The 18,257-nt window shown below is 66.6% G+C and carries 15 protein-coding genes; 6 read left to right on the top strand and 9 right to left on the bottom strand.

Features of this window, described 5'->3' with window-relative positions; all coding sequences use genetic code 11:
- Nucleotides 1-364: 364 nt before the first annotated feature.
- The 6 genes from ahcY to BoBH3_RS19210 form a co-directional block, all read right to left on the bottom strand.
- Nucleotides 365-1,771, bottom strand: a complete 1,407-nt coding sequence (ahcY, locus tag BoBH3_RS19235) for an adenosylhomocysteinase (protein ID WP_410050623.1) — start codon at nucleotides 1,769-1,771, stop codon at nucleotides 365-367.
- 327 nt (nucleotides 1,772-2,098) lie between these two features.
- Nucleotides 2,099-2,413 (bottom strand): HPr family phosphocarrier protein, encoded by a 315-nt coding sequence (locus tag BoBH3_RS19230; RefSeq protein ID WP_410050622.1) that lies wholly within the window; start codon nucleotides 2,411-2,413, stop codon nucleotides 2,099-2,101.
- Between the two features lie 20 nt (nucleotides 2,414-2,433).
- Nucleotides 2,434-2,835, bottom strand: a complete 402-nt coding sequence (locus tag BoBH3_RS19225) for a PTS sugar transporter subunit IIA (protein WP_262332444.1) — start codon at nucleotides 2,833-2,835, stop codon at nucleotides 2,434-2,436.
- Nucleotides 2,836-2,947: 112 nt separating this feature from the next.
- Nucleotides 2,948-3,424 carry an HPr kinase/phosphorylase gene (locus BoBH3_RS19220; RefSeq protein ID WP_262332443.1) on the bottom strand — a complete coding sequence of 159 codons (477 nt, stop codon included), beginning with the start codon at nucleotides 3,422-3,424 and terminating at the stop codon, nucleotides 2,948-2,950.
- The gene (locus BoBH3_RS19215; RefSeq protein WP_262332442.1) at nucleotides 3,414-5,204 is read right to left on the bottom strand and encodes a stimulus-sensing domain-containing protein; all 1,791 of its coding nucleotides are present in this window, start codon (nucleotides 5,202-5,204) and stop codon (nucleotides 3,414-3,416) included. Before BoBH3_RS19215 ends, BoBH3_RS19220 begins: the two co-directional genes overlap by 11 nt.
- Before the next feature lie 82 nt (nucleotides 5,205-5,286).
- Complete coding sequence (locus tag BoBH3_RS19210; protein ID WP_262332441.1) at nucleotides 5,287-5,988, bottom strand: response regulator transcription factor; 702 nt, start codon at nucleotides 5,986-5,988, stop codon at nucleotides 5,287-5,289.
- Between the two features lie 142 nt (nucleotides 5,989-6,130).
- Between BoBH3_RS19210 and BoBH3_RS19205 the strand changes: the two genes are divergently transcribed.
- From BoBH3_RS19205 to BoBH3_RS19195, 3 genes are all read left to right on the top strand, one after another.
- Nucleotides 6,131-6,883, top strand: coding sequence for a HugZ family pyridoxamine 5'-phosphate oxidase (locus tag BoBH3_RS19205; RefSeq protein ID WP_262332440.1), 753 nt, complete (start codon nucleotides 6,131-6,133; stop codon nucleotides 6,881-6,883).
- A 247-nt stretch (nucleotides 6,884-7,130) separates the two neighbouring features.
- Nucleotides 7,131-8,741 (top strand): phosphoenolpyruvate carboxykinase, encoded by a 1,611-nt coding sequence (locus BoBH3_RS19200; RefSeq protein WP_262332439.1) that lies wholly within the window; start codon nucleotides 7,131-7,133, stop codon nucleotides 8,739-8,741.
- A gap of 69 nt (nucleotides 8,742-8,810) precedes the next feature.
- Nucleotides 8,811-9,821 (top strand): Lnb N-terminal periplasmic domain-containing protein, encoded by a 1,011-nt coding sequence (locus tag BoBH3_RS19195; protein ID WP_262332438.1) that lies wholly within the window; start codon nucleotides 8,811-8,813, stop codon nucleotides 9,819-9,821.
- A 150-nt stretch (nucleotides 9,822-9,971) separates the two neighbouring features.
- Here BoBH3_RS19195 and BoBH3_RS19190 read toward each other — a convergent pair whose 3' ends face one another.
- The 3 genes from BoBH3_RS19190 to BoBH3_RS19180 all read right to left on the bottom strand — a co-directional run bounded on the left by BoBH3_RS19190 (nucleotide 9,972) and on the right by BoBH3_RS19180 (nucleotide 13,831).
- Nucleotides 9,972-11,390 (bottom strand): sodium:proton antiporter, encoded by a 1,419-nt coding sequence (locus BoBH3_RS19190; protein ID WP_262332437.1) that lies wholly within the window; start codon nucleotides 11,388-11,390, stop codon nucleotides 9,972-9,974.
- A 12-nt stretch (nucleotides 11,391-11,402) separates the two neighbouring features.
- Nucleotides 11,403-13,103: a TRAP transporter large permease gene (locus BoBH3_RS19185; protein WP_262332563.1), complete on the bottom strand. Its 1,701-nt coding sequence runs from the start codon at nucleotides 13,101-13,103 to the stop codon at nucleotides 11,403-11,405.
- A gap of 128 nt (nucleotides 13,104-13,231) precedes the next feature.
- Nucleotides 13,232-13,831, bottom strand: coding sequence for a TRAP transporter small permease subunit (locus tag BoBH3_RS19180; RefSeq protein WP_262332436.1), 600 nt, complete (start codon nucleotides 13,829-13,831; stop codon nucleotides 13,232-13,234).
- A gap of 280 nt (nucleotides 13,832-14,111) precedes the next feature.
- Here BoBH3_RS19180 and BoBH3_RS19175 point away from each other — a divergent pair, with 280 nt between their 5' ends.
- The 3 genes from BoBH3_RS19175 to BoBH3_RS19165 all read left to right on the top strand — a co-directional run bounded on the left by BoBH3_RS19175 (nucleotide 14,112) and on the right by BoBH3_RS19165 (nucleotide 18,256).
- Complete coding sequence (locus BoBH3_RS19175; RefSeq protein ID WP_262332435.1) at nucleotides 14,112-14,900, top strand: class II glutamine amidotransferase; 789 nt, start codon at nucleotides 14,112-14,114, stop codon at nucleotides 14,898-14,900.
- A gap of 142 nt (nucleotides 14,901-15,042) precedes the next feature.
- Nucleotides 15,043-16,695 (top strand): acetolactate synthase large subunit, encoded by a 1,653-nt coding sequence (locus BoBH3_RS19170; protein WP_262332434.1) that lies wholly within the window; start codon nucleotides 15,043-15,045, stop codon nucleotides 16,693-16,695.
- A 178-nt stretch (nucleotides 16,696-16,873) separates the two neighbouring features.
- Entirely contained in the window at nucleotides 16,874-18,256 is a 1,383-nt protein-coding gene (locus BoBH3_RS19165; RefSeq protein WP_262332433.1) for an aldehyde dehydrogenase family protein, read from the top strand.
- Nucleotide 18,257 lies beyond the last annotated feature (1 nt).

Raw genomic sequence — 18,257 nt, 5'->3', positions numbered from 1 at the left:
CCCTGTCCATCAAGCCCGCCGGAATCCGCATCGCAGCGCCGGCGGAACCGCCGTCTCCGGGGTCCGATACGCTCGTCGCAACGCCAATCACTTCAGAGCTTCGATCAGGACCGCATCATGGCGAAGGCCCGAATCAGCCCCACTCTAATCATCCGTGGACTCCGTCAGGAAGTGCTTAATCGCCGGTAAACGACGCGATTTTCGGGACAATGCGCCCGGATATCGACAGCGATCTAGAAATTGAGTCCCGCACCCGCCCCAACCACAACGGGTAGTGGTGACGGGCATGATTTCATCCAAGGCATACCCAAGAAAAAAGGCCCGGCGGTTGCCGGGCCTTGGGGTCTTCAGCAGGCTTGGCCTGTCAGTAGCGGTAGAGCTCGGGCTTGAACGGGCCGGTCGGCGCCAGGCCGAGATACTTGGCCTGCGCATCGTTGAGCACAGTCAGCTTCGCGCCGACCTTGGCCAGATGGAGCGCGGCGACCTTCTCGTCGAGGTGCTTGGGCAGCGTGTAGACCTTGTTCTCGTACTTGGCGTGGTGGTTCCAGAGCTCGACCTGGGCCAGCGTCTGGTTCGAGAACGAGCAGGACATCACGAAGGACGGGTGGCCGGTCGCGTTGCCGAGGTTCACCAGGCGACCTTCCGAGAGCAGGATGATGCGCTTGCCGTCGGGGAACTCGACCTCGTCAACCTGCGGCTTAACGTTGTCCCACTTGAAGTTCTTCAGGCCGGCGACCTGAATCTCCGAGTCGAAGTGGCCGATGTTGCAGACGATGGCGCGGTGTTTCATCGCGCGCATGTGCTCGACGGTGATGACGTCGAGGTTGCCGGTGGCGGTCACGAAGATGTCGGCGCGCGGGGCGGCCTCCTCCATCGTGACGACCTCGTAGCCCTCCATCGCCGCCTGCAGCGCGCAGATGGGGTCGATCTCGGTGACGAGCACGCGGCAGCCGGCCTGGCGCAGCGAGGCGGCCGAGCCCTTGCCGACGTCGCCATAGCCGCACACCGTCGCGACCTTGCCCGACATCATGACGTCGGTGCCGCGGCGGATGGCGTCGACCAGCGACTCGCGGCAGCCATAGAGGTTGTCGAACTTCGACTTGGTGACGGAGTCGTTGACGTTGATCGCCGGGAAGGGCATGCGGCCGGCCTTGGCCAGCTCATACAGGCGGTGAACGCCCGTGGTGGTCTCTTCCGAGACGCCCTTGATCGCGGCGCGGGTCTTGGTGAACCAGCCCGGATTGGCCTTGAGCTCGCGCTTGATCAGCTTGAAGAAGATCGTCTCTTCCTCATTGCCCGGCTTGTCGAGGAACTCGGCCTTGCCGGCCTCGGCTTCGGCGCCGAGGATGATCAGCATGGTCAGGTCGCCGCCATCGTCCAGGATCATGTTCGGCGTGCCGCCGTCGCCCCAGGTCGCGGTCTTCAGAACGTACTCCCAGTACTCCTCCAGCGTCTCGCCCTTGATGGCGAAGACGGGGGTGCCGGACGCGGCGATCGCGGCGGCGGCGTGGTCCTGGGTCGAGAAGATGTTGCAGGACGACCAGCGGACGTCGGCGCCGAGATCCTTCAGAGTCTCGATCAGCACGGCGGTCTGGATGGTCATGTGCAGGCAGCCGGCGATGCGGGCGCCCTTGAGCGGGAACTTGCCCTTGTGCTCGGCGCGGATCGCCATCAGGCCCGGCATCTCGTCCTGGGCCATGTTGATTTCCTTGCGGCCATAATCCGCGAGGCTGATGTCCTTGACGATGTAATCCGACACGGGGGGCTCCAATCGCTGTTGCGCCTGATGATGGCGGGCTCTCTAGCAGCGAGCGGAGCGGAAGGCAATCAAAGATATAAAGATGTCTTTATGTGTCGAACGATGCGGCCGTCGTGCTCGCCCTGTGGAGCGCATCCCCGTCTTGAGCATCGGCGTGGATGGTCGGGGCAAGCCCGGCCATGACGTCGGAAGCTACACTTTCGGCGCCAGCGTTCACGCATGGCGCGAAACGAAATTCGTCCCCTGAAAAGCCGAACGAGGAACCAGCCGAGAGCTAGGGCGACAGAGACCGCCTTAGCGAGCGACAGCACCCTGCGCATCGCGCCACAGGAAGCAGCCTCACTCCCCCTCGCCGAACCTGTCGGCGATGAGGGCGGCGAGGGCATCGAGCGCTGCTTGCGCCTCTGAGCCCTTGGCGACGATGGTGATCGTGGAGCCGATGCCGGCGCCGAGCGTCAGCACGCCCATGATCGAGGTGGCGCCGACCGTCTCGCCGCAGCGGCTGACCGTGATGTCGGCTTCGAAGCGGGCGGCGCATTGCACGAATTTCGCCGTGGCGCGGGCGTGCAGCCCCTTCTTGTTGACGATCTCGAACTCGCCATGGATGGCCCCGGCAGGAATCTCGACCTCGGGGCAGCCACAATCCTCGTCCACGCCGCTCTCCGGTCGGGTTCTTATTTGCCGGCCAGCACGCGGCTGGCAACCGTGATGTATTTGCGCCCCGCATCCTGCGCGCTGGTCACGGCCTCGTCGAGGGTCTTCTCCTCGCGGACGCTGGCGAGCTTGATCAGCATCGGCAGGTTGACGCCGGCAACGACATCGACGCGGCCGGGCTCCATCACGGAGATTGCGAGGTTGGAGGGCGTTCCGCCGAACATGTCGGTGAGGATGATGACGCCGCTGCCGTTCTCGACTGCCTCAACGGCGGCGATGATGTCGCGGCGGCGACTCTCCATGTCGTCATCGGGGGCGATGGCGATGGTGGCGAGTTGCGCCTGTGGGCCGACGACATGTTCGAGCGCGGCGCGGAACTCCGTCGCCAGATGCCCATGAGTCACAAGGACCAGTCCGATCATACAATCCAGCACCGGAGAGCGCCCTTCGGCGCCCGGACAAGGTCGCGGTTTATGCGGCAGGTGCGAAGCAAGCGCAAGCGGGTCGCGCTCAAATATGTCAAAATCGTGGTCCTCAGCCTGATTCCGTGAACAGATCGAGCGCCGCGAGGACCAGCCGTTCGTCCCCGATCCGGCCTGCGACGCTGAGGCGCGGCAGGTCGATGCCGCCGAGATTGTCGACAAGATCCTCAGGCTCCGGCATGCGCGCCGGCTCCTCGCCTGTGAGGTCGACGAGAAGCCTGACCACCGTCGCGCCCGTGAAAGGCTCCGGCGTCAGGCCGAGGCCGCGTCGCTCGACGATGCCTTCGAGCGGGGCCACCGGGCGGGCGACCAGCCTGCCGCCGGCGGCTGAAAGGGCGGCCCGATCATCCGCGACCAGCCTTGCGAAGCGGCCGCGCTGATGGGCAAGCCCGATCAGCGCCAATGCCAGCGTCGACTTGCCGCTGCCGGACGCGCCGCGCAGCAGCACGCCCGCCTCGCCGATCGCGACGACCGTTGCGTGAACCCTTGTCTCCCCCGGCTGCCGGGGCGCCCCGCCTTCAGGCGACATGCGTATAGGCTGCCGGCAGGCAGACGATGAAGCGCGCTCCGAGCCGCGTCGCCTCGCCATCGGGCCCAATGGGGCCGAGCCGGTTCTCGGCGCGGATGGTGCCACGATGGGCCTCGACGATCTGGCGCGAGATCGACAGGCCAAGGCCCGAATTCTGGCCGAAGCCCTCGCTCGGGCGGTCGGTGTAGAAGCGCTCGAAGATGCGCTCCAGCGCATGCGGCTCGATGCCCGGCCCCTCATCCTCGACCGTGACCAGAACGTCGTTGGCGACGCGCGAGAGCAGCACCTTCACGGTCTTGCCGGGCGGCGAGAAGGAACGGGCGTTGTCGATCAGGTTGACCATCACCTGGCCGATGCGGGAATCGTGACCCATGACGAGAAAGGCGTCGTTGCCCGGCCGCTGGGTGCGAAGGTCGCGCGCAAACTCGATGGTCGGCCGGCCCTGGCGGCGCGTCTCGTTCTGGAGGTTGACGACCGCCTCCAGCACCTGGGCGACATCGACCGGCGCGGAATCGGCGCGGGCGAGCTCGGCATCGAGCCGCGAAGCATCCGAGATGTCGGAGATCAACCGGTCGAGCCGGCGGACGTCGTGCTGGATCACGGATAGCAGCCGCGTGCGGGATTCGTCCGACTTGGCCCGCGGCAGCGTCTCGACGGCGCTGCGCAGCGAGGTCAGCGGGTTCTTCAGCTCATGGGCGACATCGGCCGCGAAGCTCTCGATCGCCTCGATGCGGCTGTAGAGCGCCTTGGTCATGTCGCGCAGCGTGCCCGAGAGGTGGCCGATCTCGTCATGGCGGCTGCTGAAATCTGGGATCTGCTCGCGCGACTTCACACCCTTGCGCACGCGCTGGGCGGCGTCGGCGAGCTTGCGGATCGGCTCGGCGATGGTGCCGGCGAGCAGTACGGAAAGCACGATCATCACGCCTGCCGCGACGGCGAAGACCTGGAAGATGGCGAAGCGCTCGGAGGCGATGACCGCGTCGATGTCGCCGCCTTGGGTCGAGAGCAGCAGCGCGCCCTTCACCGTGCGGAAGCGCTGCACCGGCACCGCCACGGAGACGATGGTCTGGCCGCGGGTGTTGACGCGCACCACGCTGGCGGGAGCCCCGCTCAGAGCGCGGGCGACCTCGGGATAGGATTTGCCGTTGGCGTTCTCGAAATCGTCATAGGTCGGCACGTCGGCGCGGCCCAGCCGGTTGCGCAGCATGTTCCAGGTGCGCTCCAGCAACGGCGGCTCGTCCGGCTCTCCGACGCGCGGCAGGTCGAGGCGCAGGATGTCGCCGCGCGAATAGAGGCTGCGCGAGTCGAGCGTCAGCATGCCGTCCTTGTCGTAGACCCGAGCGCGGGTCTTGGTCGGCGTCACGAGGCGGCGCAGCAGCGGGGCGACCTTCTCGGGATTGATCGAGAAGTCGAGCGGGTCCTCGGCGATGCCGGCGCTCTCGCCGGCCTGAAGCTGCAGCAGCTTGTCCGGGTCGATGGTGATCGAGTCGATCTCGACCGTGGCCGAGGAGGCGATCGCACCGGCGATGATCTCCCCCTGCGTGAGCAGACTCTGGACGCGGGCCTCGATCAGGCCCTCGCGGAACTGGTTGAGGTAGAGGAAGCCGAGCAGCAGCGCGACGAGGCCGCCGAGATTGAGGACGAGGATGCGGCGCGTGAGGCTGGAGGCGGCACGCAGCGAGACGGCGCGCGCGAAGCGACGCCAGAACGGCCCGAAGCGGCGCCCGAGCGCAGCCCGCCAGCCGCCGGCCGGCCTCGGCGCACGAGCTTCGTTATCCATGGTTGCCATGGCTGCTGCTTACTTTCCGAAAGCCGGCGCCCGCAGCGCGCCCCCGATCCGGTACCGGCCCCTACCTTTTGCCTCAGCTTTCCTTGAAGCGATAGCCCACGCCATACAACGTCTCGATCATGTCGAACTCGGCGTCGACCTGGTTGAACTTCTTGCGAAGGCGCTTGATGTGGCTGTCGATCGTACGATCGTCGACATAGACCTCGTCGTCATAGGCCGCATCCATCAGGGCGTTGCGGCTCTTCACCACGCCGGGGCGCTGCGCCAGCGACTGCAGTATCAGGAACTCCGTGACGGTGAGCGTCACCGCCTCGCCCTTCCAGGTGCAGGTGTGGCGCTCCGGGTCCATGCGCAGCAGGCCGCGCTCGAGCGCCTTGGCATCCTCCGTGCGGGGCGAGACGGTGGCGTCCTTGGCGCCGGCACGGCGCAGGATCGCCTTGACGCGCTCGACCAGCAGGCGCTGCGAGAATGGCTTCCGGATGAAGTCGTCGGCGCCCATCTTCAGGCCGAAGAGCTCGTCGATCTCCTCGTCCTTCGAGGTCAGGAAGATGACCGGCAGGTCGGATTTCTGCCGCAGCCGACGCAACAGCTCCATACCGTCCATGCGCGGCATCTTGATGTCGAAGATGGCGAGGTCCGGCGGGTTCTGCTTCAGCCCGTCCAGCGCGGAGGCTCCGTCCGTGTAGGTCATGATGCGATAGCCCTCGGCTTCGAGGGCGATCGAGACCGACGTCAGGATGTTACGGTCGTCATCGACCAGCGCAATCGTTGGCATCAGGCTTTTATCTCTTGGTCACGTTGCGGAAACGGGTTCCACTCTCCCGCGAGAGCGGCCAAAGCGTGGCGGCAATCTAGCCGGGGCGTGGCGATTTGCCTATGTCCCTGTACGGACAAGCCGAAAGCGGGGGAGAGGTTCCATGGCCAAAGACGTCATCCAGCCCATGGACGAGGCGGTCCGGGCCGAGGCAAAGGCGCTGCTGCGCGAGGCGCGCTCGGCCGCGCTGGCGACGCTGGGACCCGACGGCCACCCTTCGGCGAGCCTCGTCGGGCTCGCCACCGACATCGACAGCACTCCGGTGATCCTGATCTCGCAGCTTGCATCCCATACCGGCCACCTCGCGGCCGATCCGCGCGCCTCTCTCCTGATCTCGCCCGGCGGCAAGGGCGACCCGCTGGCCCATGGCCGGATCACGCTGAAGGTTCGCGCCCGCACGGTCGAGCGCGCCAGCGAGGAAGGCGCCCGCATCCGCCGCCGCTATCTGGCGCGCCAGCCGAAATCCGCGCTCTACGCCGACTTCCCCGATTTCACCTTCGTCGCGCTCGACATCGAGGCTGCGAGCCTGAACGGCGGCTTCGCCCGCGCCTTCGCGCCCACTCCGGCCGATCTCAAGAGCGACCCGGCCCACGCCGCCGCCCTCGCCGAGGTCGAGGAGGGTGCCGTCGCGCATATGAACGAGGATCATGCCGACGCGATCAGCCTTTACGCGACTGTCCTGCTCGGCGCCGAGCCCGGCGGCTGGCGGGCGGTCGGGCTGGACCCGGACGGGCTCGACATGGCGCTCGGCAGCGCCCGATTGAGACTACCCTTCCCGGTCTCAGTCGACGGGCCGGGCGCGCTGCGGCGGGTGCTCGCGGAGCTTGCCGGCACGGCGCGCAGCCGGGCTGCGTGAAACGTCCATAGCCGTCGGCGAGACCGGCTTTCGCCGTTTACCACGCTCCACATTTCAATCGATTTAGGGCGCCTCTGCCGGAGGGCCCGTCTTTTCAATGGCTTGAGCCGGGGCCAGCATGGCCCTAAAGCAGTCATGGCCTTGGAGGAGACTGGGCCACCGCGACGCCCGGACCTTTCCAAGGACCGGCGCGTATTCGTTTCGTCAAACGGCCGCCGACGGCAGCGGCCGCTCCCGGAGGTATTCAGTGGACACGATCGGTCAGTTCAACGCCGCCCAGGGCGCCGAGAGCTTCGGCTTCCGCAAGCTCAAGGCCGTGCACTGGAACCTGGAAGCGCCACAGCTCTACGAGGAATCGCTGCGCCGCGGTGAATCCCAGCTCGCGCGCGGCGGCGCGATCTGCGCCGACACAGGCACCCATACCGGCCGCTCGCCCAAGGACAAGTTCACGGTGCGCGACGCGCTCACCGAGAACACCGTCTGGTGGGACAACAACAACGCCATGTCGCCGGAGCATTTCGAGACGCTGCTCGCCGACTTCCTGGCCCATGTCGAAGGCAAGGAGCTCTTCGCGCAGGACCTCCATGGCGGCGCCGATCCGGCCCATCGCGTGCGGGCCCGGGTCTATACCGAGATGGCCTGGCACTCGCTCTTCATCCGCAACCTGCTGATCCGTCCGGCACGCTCCGAGATCGATACCTACGTGCCGGAGCTCACCATCGTCGACCTGCCGAGTTTCAAGGCCGATCCGGCCCGCCATGGCTGCCGCAGCGAGACGGTGGTCGCCATCGACTTCTCGCGCAAGATCGTGCTGATCGGCGGCTCGGCCTATGCCGGCGAGATGAAGAAGTCGGTCTTCACCTATCTGAACTACGTGCTGCCGGCCAAGGGCGTGGTGCCGATGCACTGCTCGGCCAATGTCGGCCCGAAGGACGATTCCGCGATCTTCTTCGGCCTTTCCGGCACCGGCAAGACGACGCTCTCGGCCGATCCCGAGCGCACGCTGATCGGCGATGACGAGCATGGCTGGTCGAAGGAAGGCATCTTCAACTTCGAGGGCGGCTGCTACGCCAAGACGATCCGCCTCTCGGCCGAAGCCGAGCCGCAGATCCATGCAGCCTCGCTGCGCTTCGGCACGGTGCTCGAGAACATCGTGATGGACCCGATCACGCGCGAGGTCGATTTCGACGACGAGTCGAAGACCGAGAACACCCGCTCGGCCTATCCGCTCGACTTCATCCCCAACGCATCCCGCAGCGGCCGCGCCGGCATCCCGAAGAACATCGTGATGCTGACCGCCGACGCCTTCGGCGTGATGCCGCCGATCGCCAAGCTGACGCCGGCCGAGGCGATGTACCACTTCCTCTCCGGCTACACCGCCAAGGTCGCCGGCACGGAGCGCGGGCTGACCGGCGTGCAGCCGGAATTCTCGACCTGCTTCGGCTCGCCCTTCCTGCCGCGCCACCCGTCGGAATACGCCAACCTGCTGCGGGACTTCATCGCCAAGCACTCGGTCGATTGCTGGCTGGTGAACACCGGCTGGACCGGCGGGCAGTACGGCACCGGCCGGCGCATGCCGATCCGCGTCACGCGCCGCCTGCTCTCGGCCGCGCTCGACGGCTCGCTCAACCGCGCCGACTTCCGCCGCGACCCCTATTTCGGGTTTGCGGTTCCGACCTCGGTTCCGGGCGTCGAGCCACACATCCTCTATCCGGTGAAGACCTGGCAGGATAAGGCGGCCTTCGCCGAGACGGCCAAGAACCTCGTGGGCATGTTCGCCAAGAACTTCGCCAAGTTCGAGGATCATGTCGACGATGCGGTGAAGGCGGCGGCGCCGTCCAACTCGCTGGCGGCCTGAGGGCTCCCCGGCCCGCCCCCGAAACATGGGGTTTGGGACTGCTCGAAATTAAGCTACGAAGAGGCGGCCATGCGCCGCCTCTTTCTGTTCCTGCTCAAGCTCGTCCTGACGCTCGCACTGCTGGGTGCGGCGCTATGGGGCGCGGGCTTCATCTATTTCCGCGCGCCAGACAACCTGGGAGGCGCCGGAGCCATCGGCTTCGGGCTCGCGGGCCTTGCCGGGGCGGTCGGCATCTGGACGCGGGAGGCCAGGCTTCCGCTGAGCTTCGCCGTGCTCTTCTGCGGGCTCCTCACCTGGTGGGGGAGCTTCCACCCCTCGCATGACCGCGACTGGATTCCGGAGCTGGCGCGGCTGCCGATGATCACGCAGGAGGGCGAGACGCTGACGGTCTCGAACCTGCGGCATTTCCGCTGGCGCACGGAGCAGGACTACGACCAGCATTGGGAGACGCGAAGCTACAACCTCGCCGCCCTCAACGGCGTCGACGTCTTCCTGAGCTACTGGTCCGGCGAGGCGATCGCGCATCTGCTGGTCAGCTTCACCTTCTCGGATTCGGTGCCGTTGACCTTCTCGATCGAGGTCCGGCGCGAGCAGGGCGAGGAATGGTCGGCGCTGGCCGGCTTCTTCCGCAGCTACGAGATGGCCTATGTCGCCTCGGACGAGCGCGACGTGGTCGGATTGCGCACCCATCCCCGCGGGGAAGACACGCGGCTCTTCCGCATCGCCGCCTCGCCGAGCCAGGCGCGCGATCTGCTGCTCGCCTACATCACCGACATCAACCGGCTTGCACTGAAGCCGCGCTGGTACAACACCTTCACGACCAACTGCACGACGGTGGTCTTCCATCTCGTGCGCAAGGTCGCGCCGGGCTGGACCTTCTCGGCGCCGCTCGATCCGCGCGTGCTGCTCTCGGGCTTCCTGCCGGGCTATCTCCAGCAGATCGGCGCGGTCCGGCAGGATATCCCGCTGGCGGAGCTCGTGCGGCTCGGCCGCATCAGCGAACGGGCACGGACGCTCTCGCTGGACGATCCGGATTTCTCGGCGAAGATCCGGGAAGGCGTGCCGGCCGGGCGGCCGTAGCCCCCGCTGTCATCCCGTGCGCTGCGGCGCGAAGCGCCGCTGCGCAGACACGGGACCGCGTGCAGAAAAAGGCGCGCCTTCCGTCGACCGGTCCCGTGCCTGCGCGGCAGCATTCACATGCTGCAGCGCGCACGGGGATGCGGCCTTGATTTACCTGAAGAACAGGAAGGTCTGGACGATGAAGAGCGGGATCAGGATCGCGCCGGACCAGAGCATGTAGCCGAAGAAGCTCGGCATCGCGACCTTCCGATCCTTGGCAATGGCGTAGACCATGAAGTTAGGCGCGTTCCCGATATAGGAATTGGCGCCCATGAAGACCGCGCCGGCCGAGATCGCCGTCAGCGTCAGCGCGCCCGTCGTCATCAGCGCCTGCGGATCGCCGCCCGCGAGCTGGAAGAAGACGAGATAGGTCGGCGCGTTGTCGAGGAAGGAGGAGAGCGCTCCGGTCAGCCAGAAATAGGCGACCGTGTTGTGGCTGCCGTCGGCATTGGTGACGAGCGCGACCAGCGGCGCGAAGGCACCGTCGCGGCCCGCCTGCAGCATCGCCAGCACCGGAATGATGCAGACGAAGATGCCGGCGAAGAGCTTGGCGACCTCCTTGATCGGCCCCCAGCTGAACTCGTTGCCGGCGCGCACCGGGCGCGGGGTGAGCTTGAGGGACAGGCCCGCGAGGACGAGCAGGATCACGTCGCGCACGACGTTCTGAAGCTCGACGTGCACGCCGTGGAGATCGAACGTCACGCCCGGCTTCCAGCTCGCCGAGAGCAGGATCGCGGCGATGACGCCGCCGAGCAGCGGGATATTGACCTTGCCCCAGAGCTTGATCGCGCGGTCCGGCGTCGGGTCCTTCAACGGCGGCAGGCCGTCGTCCTTGCGATAGAGCCAGCTGTCGAGCGCGTAGAACACGGCCAGCAGCACGACGACGGCGAAGCCGGTCATGGGCAGGAGATGCTTCGTCGTCCAGAAGAAGTCGACGCCGCGCAGAAAGCCGAGGAACAGCGGCGGGTCGCCCAGCGGCGTCAGGGAGCCGCCGATGTTCGAGACCAGGAAGATGAAGAACACGACGACATGGACGTTGTGGCGCCGCTCGTCATTGGCGCGCAGCACCGGGCGGATCATGATGATCGAGGCGCCCGTCGTGCCGACGACGCTGGCCATGGCCGTGCCGATCGCGAGCAGGACGGTGTTCGTGGCGGGCGAGCCATGCAGGTTGCCGCTCACCAGGATGCCGCCGGCGATGGTGAACAGCGCGAACAGCAGGATGATGAAGGGCAGGTATTCGAGCAGCGCCGTATGCAGGAGCGCGCCCAGCGCCGCATCGGAGCCGCGGCTCAGCACGAGCGGCACGAGCAGCAGCAGCGACCAGAAGGCCGCAAACTTGCCGTAGTGGTGCTCCCAGAAGTGGGGGAAGAGGACAGGGCCGAGCGCGATCGACAGCAGCATCCCGGCGAAGGGCAAGGCCCATGCGACGCCCATCGAGGCGCCGCCGATGTCGCCAGCCGCCCAGGCCGCTGCCGGCGCCAGGAACACGCCCGCCCCGGCGCCGAGCGCCACCAGCCACTTCGTCATGGAGATCGTCCCTTACGGCTTGGGCGGCGCACCGATCGAGGGCGGCGCATTGAAATCAAAGCCGCCCGGCAGCCCGCCCGGCCCGCCGAGGCCGGGGATCTGGATCGAGTCGAACTGCTTGTCGATCGCCTTCTGGTCGAGCTGAACCGCGGAAGCCTTGTAGTGCATCACCATGCTCGGGAAGAGGACGACAAGAGCGACCATGATGCACTGGATCACCACGAAGGGCACAGCGCCCCAGTAGATCTGGCCGGTGGTGACGGGTTCCATCATCCGACCGGTGACACGATCCTTGTAGGCGTTCTTCGGTGCAACCGAGCGCAGGAAGAACAGGGCGAAGCCGAAGGGCGGGTGCATGAACGAGGTCTGCATGTTGACGCCGAGGATGACGCCGAACCAGATCAGGTCGATGCCCAGCTTCTCCGCCGCCGGTCCGAGCAGCGGGACGACGATGAAGGCCAGCTCGAAGAAATCGAGGAAGAAGGCGAGCAGGAAGACCATCACGTTGACGACGATCAGGAAGCCCGTCGCGCCGCCCGGCAGACCGACCAGCAGATGCTCGACCCAGACATGGCCGTTGACGCCGTAGAAGGTCAGCGAGAAGACGCGCGCGCCAACCAGGATGAAGAGCACGAAGGCCGAGAGCTTGGCGGTCGACTCCGTCGCCTGCCGCAGCAGGTCGAAAGTCATGCGCTTCTTGCCGTAGGCCAGCAGGATCGCGCCGGCCGCGCCCATGGCGCCGCCCTCGGTCGGTGTCGCGACGCCGATGAAGATCGTGCCGAGCACCAGGAAGATCAGCGCCAGCGGCGGCACCATCACGAAGATGACCTGCTCGGTCATGCGCGAGAGCAGGTTGAGCTTCAGGAACTTGTTGACCAGCGCGATCACGAAGGAGATGCCGACCATCAGCGACATCGTCAGCACGACGAAGTCAGCGCCAGCGGTCACCTTGGTGAAGAGCTTCATATAGGCGTAGGCCAACGCCCAGGAGAGCACGGCGACGACGAGCAGCGAGCGGCGGCGCGTCGTGCCGTCGGCATCGCGCAGCGTCTGCGCCTCCGGCGGCAGGCCGGGCGCCCGGCCAGGCGCGATCATCGTGATGATGAAGACATAGCCGGCATACATCGAGGCGAGTACGAGGCCGGGGATGAAGGCGCCCTCGTACATATCGCCGACCGAACGGCCGAGCTGGTCGGCGAGCACGATCAGGACGAGCGAGGGCGGGATGATCTGTGCGAGCGTGCCGGAGGCGGCGATGACGCCCGACGCAAGGCGCCTGTCATAGCCGTAACGCAGCATGATCGGCAGCGAGATCAGGCCCATCGAGATGACCGAGGCGGCCACGACGCCGGTGGTCGCGGCGAGCAGCGCGCCGACGAAGATGACCGCGTATGCGAGACCGCCGCGGATCGGCCCGAAGAGCTGCCCGATCGTGTCGAGCAGATCCTCCGCCATGCCGGAGCGTTCCAGGATCAGCCCCATGAAGGTGAAGAACGGAATCGCCAGCAGCACGTCGTTGTTCATCGTGCCGTAGATGCGTTCCGGAAGCGCCTGCAGGAAGTTCTCCTGGAACATGCCGAGATCGATGCCGATGATCGCGAAGAGCAGACCGTTGGCGGCAAGCGCGAAGGCGACCGGATAGCCCAGCAGCAGGAAGACGACGAGGGCGGCGAACATCACCGGCGCCATGTTGACGCGCAGGAAATCGCCGATGCCGGCGGCGTGGGCGTCGCCGGTGTGGAGGCCGAAGAAGGCGAGAAGGCTGAGCGCGAGCAGCAAGCCGGCGAGGCGCGGGAGGCGATGAGCGGTCATGGGGCGTTTCCGGACTTCTGGCAGGCCGCTCACGAGGCGAGACCCTGTTCCTTGGCTTGGTCGAGCAGGCGCTGGGCTTCCGCCTCGGCCGCAGCGGCATGGCCGAGAGCCATCTCGGCATCCTCGAGATCGCCGCGCATGATCGCGATCTGCTTGATGATCTCGGAAATGCCCTGGAAGGTCAGCATCACGAAGCCGATGACGACCAGACCCTTGGCCGGCCATTGCGGCAGGCCGCCGGCCGAGAGCGACTGCTCGTTGATGGCGTAGGACCGCCAGAAGAACGGCCAGGAATGGTAGACGATCAGCAGGCAGAACGGCATCAGGAAGAGCAGGTGGCCGAGCAGCTCGATCCACTGGCGGACGCGCTGCGGCAGCATGCTGTTCACGATGTCGATGCGGATGTGCTCCTTCACCTGCATCGTCCAGGAGGCGCACATCAGGAACACTGCGCCGAACAGCATCCATTGCAGTTCGAGCCAGGCGTTCGACGAGACGTTGAAGACCTTGCGGATGATCGCGTTGACCGTTGCGACGATGACCGCCGCCAGGATCAGCCAAGCGACCTTGCGGCCGATGAAGCTGTTGACCGCGTCGATGACCCGGCTGATTGCGAGGAGGCCCTTCAAATTCCCGCTCCCGTGCTGACGCTATGCGTCGGATACTTCTGCGCCAGCAGTGACTATGCGCTGTTTATGCCTCGGATCGGTATAGGACCGATGCGCGACACGCAAGACGGTGGAGGCCTTAGTCCATTGGATGAAAGGCGAAGGGCGCGGCCGCCTGATTTTGCGGCAGAACGCCCAGGATCGCGGCTCGCCCGGCGCGGAGAAAAATCGTTATGCTTGCATTCACCTTCGGAGAACAGAATTCTCCGACCCGCTTTTGCATGATCGATTCGAGGCGCCGATGTGCCGCTTCCTCGCCTATTCCGGGGCTCCCGTCTTCCTCGAGGACTTCGTCGCCTCGCCCTGTCATTCGCTCATCCACCAGTCGCTGCATGCCGAGGAGGCCAAGACCGGCACGAATGGCGATGGCTTCGGGATCGGCTGGTATGGCGGGCGGCCCGAGCCCGGCCAGTATCGCGAGGTGCGCCCGGCCTGGTCCGACGAGAACCTGCTCTCGATCGCGCGGCAGGTGCGTTCGCATCTGTTCTTCGCCCATGTCCGCGCCGCGACCGGCACCGCCACGACGCGCGCGAACTGCCACCCCTTCGTTCACGACCGCTATCTCTTCATGCATAACGGCCAGATCGGCGGCTATGGCACGATCCGCCGCCGGCTGGAGGCGCTAATCCCGGATTCGCTGTATGGCGCACGCGCCGGCACGACCGACTCGGAAGCGCTGTTCCTGCTCGCCCTCGCCCATCTGGCGGGGGGGATGGCGCCAGGCCAAGCGCTCGCCGCCGCCTTGTCTGATGCGCTGTCGCTGATGACACAGGCCGGCGTCCGCGAGCCGTTGCGCTGCGCGGCCGCGCTGGCCGATGGCGACACTATCCACGCTATACGCTGGTCCTCCGATACGAAGCCGCCGAGCCTCTATGTCTGCGAGCGGCCGGACAGCGTCGTCGTCGCCTCCGAGCCGGTCGACGCCGCACGCGAATGCTGGCAGGCCCTGCCTTGCAACACGCTGGTCACGGTGCAGGGCGGAGCCGTCACCTTCTCGCCCTTCGAAATCGCGCTGAAGCAGGCGGCCTGAGCCGGCATCGCAGGCTCGCTTCAAGCCGTGGCCGGACAGGACAGCCATGCACCCTGCGCCCTTTCACGTCCCCGGTTGCCTTCCTACGTCGGTCGCCTAGCCTTGCGTCCAGACGGACGCATCCAGGGAAAGGCGGCAGGCGATGAAGAAGGGTTCCGATCTTCTGGTCGAAGCGCTGGAGAACGAGGGCGTCGACCGCGTCTTCGGCGTTCCCGGCGAAGAGAATCTCGACGTCGTCGAGTCATTGCGAAAGTCGAAGATCGAACTGGTGCTCACGCGCCACGAGCAGGCGGCCGCCTTCATGGCCGCGACGCATGGCCGGCTGACGGGCAAGCCCGGCGTCTGCATCGCGACGCTGGGGCCGGGCGCGCTCAACTTCTCGACGGGCGCGGCCTATGCCCATCTGGGCGCCATGCCGATGATCCTGATTACCGGGCAGAAGGCGATCATGACCGCCAAGCAGGCGCGCTTCCAGATCGTCGACGTCGTCGCCTCGATGCGCCCGCTGACCAAGATGACGCGCCAGATCGTCAGCCCCGCCAGCATCCCCTCGATCGTGCGCGACGCCTTCCGCGTCGCCATGGAGGAGCGGCCGGGGCCGGTCCATCTCGAGCTGCCCGAGGATATCGCGGCCGAGGAGATCGAGGACGTGCCGCTGATCCCGGTTCATGCGCTGGAGCGGCCGGTCGCGCCGGCGGCGGCGCTCGACCGGGCGGCCGAGATGATCCGCGCGGCGCAGCGCCCGCTGGTGATGATCGGTGCCGCCGGCAACCGGCCGCGCCTCGTCGAGCCGCTCTCCGATTTCGTGCGCAGGACCGGCCTGCCCTTCTTCAACACGCAGATGGGCAAGGGCGCCGTCACGGGCGGCTCCAACCTCTATATGGGCACTGCCGCGCTCTCGGAGGGCGACTATGTCCATGAGGCGGTGGCGCTCGCCGACCTGATCCTCGCCATCGGCCACGACACCGTCGAGAAGCCGCCCTTCCTGATGCGCAGCGCCGGCGGGCCGAAGGTAATCCATGTCGGCTACCAGTCGGCCAACGTCGAACAGGTCTACCATCCCGACGCGGAGGTGATCGGAGACATCGGCGCGACCGTCACGGGCCTCGCCGAGCGGCTGGGCAAGCTGCCGGAGCAGACGAAGACGCTGGAACTCCGACAGCGCATCCTGACCAAGATCAATGCGCGGGCTGAGGAGGACCGCTTCCCGGTGACGCCGCAGCGGCTCGTCCATGACGTCCGCGCCGTGATGCCCGAGGACGGCGTCGTCTGCCTCGACAACGGCATGTACAAGATCTGGTTCGCGCGGAACTACCGCACCCATGTCGCCAACACGCTGCTGCTCGACAACGCGCTGGCGACGATGGGCGCAGGCCTGCCCTCGGCGATGATGGCGGCGATGCTGCATCCTGAGCGGCGCGTCATGGCCGTCTGCGGCGATGGCGGCTTCATGATGAATTCGCAGGAGATGGAGACGGCGGTGAGGCTCAAGCTCAACCTGGTCGTGCTGATCCTGAACGACGGCGCCTATGGCATGATCCGCTGGAAGCAGGCCGTCGACAAGTTCCCCGACTATGGCATGACTTTCGGCAACCCGGATTTCGTCCGCTATGCCGAGGCCTATGGCGCCAAGGGCTCGCGCGTGACTTCGGCGGAGGCGCTGGTGCCGACGCTTGAGGCCGCCTTCAAGGGCGGCGGCGTCCACCTCGTCGATTGCCCGATCGATTATTCCGAGAACACGCGCGTCCTCGTCGAGGAGCTGCGCAACCGTGTGCCGGATGTCGATCTGGCTTGAGAGACTGCCCGCCAACTCTACTGCGGCGGGCAACTGACGGCGTTTTCTGCGCTTCCGGTGCTCACGTACGGACGTACGCTCCGCTCCGGTTCTCGAAAACACCGCCAGTTGCCTCACCACAGCGAGTTGTCGAACAGCCTCTCCCCTTCACGTCGATAGCATTTGCAAGGAGACGACCATGCTCCAGGTTGTTCAGGCCTATGACCGCGCGCCGATCAGCGAGGTGCCGACCGATGACGAAGCCGCGCTCGAACGCAAGCTGGCTGCCGCCCAGAAGGCCTTCAAGGACCGCGACAACTGGCTGAAGCCGCATCAGCGCATCGCCATCCTGCGCAAGCTCGCAGGGCTGCTGGAGGGCAAGCGCGACCATCTCGCCATGCAGATCGCCCGCGAAGGCGGCAAGCCTCTGCCGGACGCCATCGTCGAGGCCAACCGCGCCATCGACGGCGTCCACAACGCCGCCGACGAGCTGCGCAACCTCGCCGGGCGTGAGATCCCGATGGGCCTCTCGGCCGCGGCCGACGGGCGCTGGGCCTTCACCACGAAGGAGCCGATCGGCATCGTCGCGGCGATCTCGGCCTTCAATCACCCGCTCAACCTGATCGTGCATCAGGTCGCCCCGGCGATCGCGACAGGCTGCCCCGTCATCGTCAAGCCCGCCGGCACGACTCCGCTCTCCTGCATCGAATTCGTCAAGCTGGTGCATGAGGCCGGGCTGCCCGAGCCCTGGTGCCAGAGCTTCATCCCGGCCGAGACGGCGCTGGCCGAGAAGCTCGCCACCGATCCGCGCATCGCCTTCCTGAGCTTCATCGGCTCGGCCAAGGTCGGCTGGCACCTGCATTCCAAGCTCGCGCATGGCGCCCGCTCGGCGCTGGAGCATGGCGGCGTGGCCCCGGCCATTGTCGACAAGAGCGCCGATCTCGACGCGATCATCGAACCGATGGTGAAGGGCGGCTTCTACCATGCCGGCCAGGTCTGCGTGTCGACGCAGCGCATCTATGTGCACGAGGCCATCGCCGACGACTTCACCGAGCGCCTCATCGCCCGCGTCAAGACATTGCGCACCGGCGACCCGACGCTGAAGGACACTGAGGTCGGCCCGCTGATCGTGCCGAAGGAAGCCGACCGCGTCTCCTCCTGGATCGAGGAGGCGGTGAAGGGTGGCGCCAAGCTCGCGACCGGGGGCAAGCGCCTCTCGGAGACGACGCTGGAGCCGGCAGTGCTGATCGACCCTTCGCCGGAAGCGCGGATCTCGCGCGAGGAAGTGTTCGGGCCGGTGGTGAACATCTATCGCTATCGCGATCTCGACGACGCCATCGCGCGCGCCAACTCCCTGCCGGTCTCGTTCCAGTCCAGCATCTTCGCGCAGGACATCGACGTCGCGCTCCGGGCGGCGAACCGGCTCGAGGCCTCGGCGGTGATGGTCAACGACCCGACCACCTTCCGCACCGACTGGATGCCGTTTGCGGGACGGCGCGTCTCGGGCTACGGGATCGGCGGCATTCCCTACACCATGCGCGACATGACGCAGGAGAAGATGATCCTGCTGAAGCGCCGCTGAA

Origin of the sequence: Allobosea sp. BH3 (assembly GCF_025499465.1) — a bacterium.
GTDB lineage: Bacteria > Pseudomonadota > Alphaproteobacteria > Rhizobiales > Beijerinckiaceae > Allobosea.
Note: the sequence above shows the minus strand (reverse complement) of the source record. Positions and strands in the feature narration are given on the sequence as shown.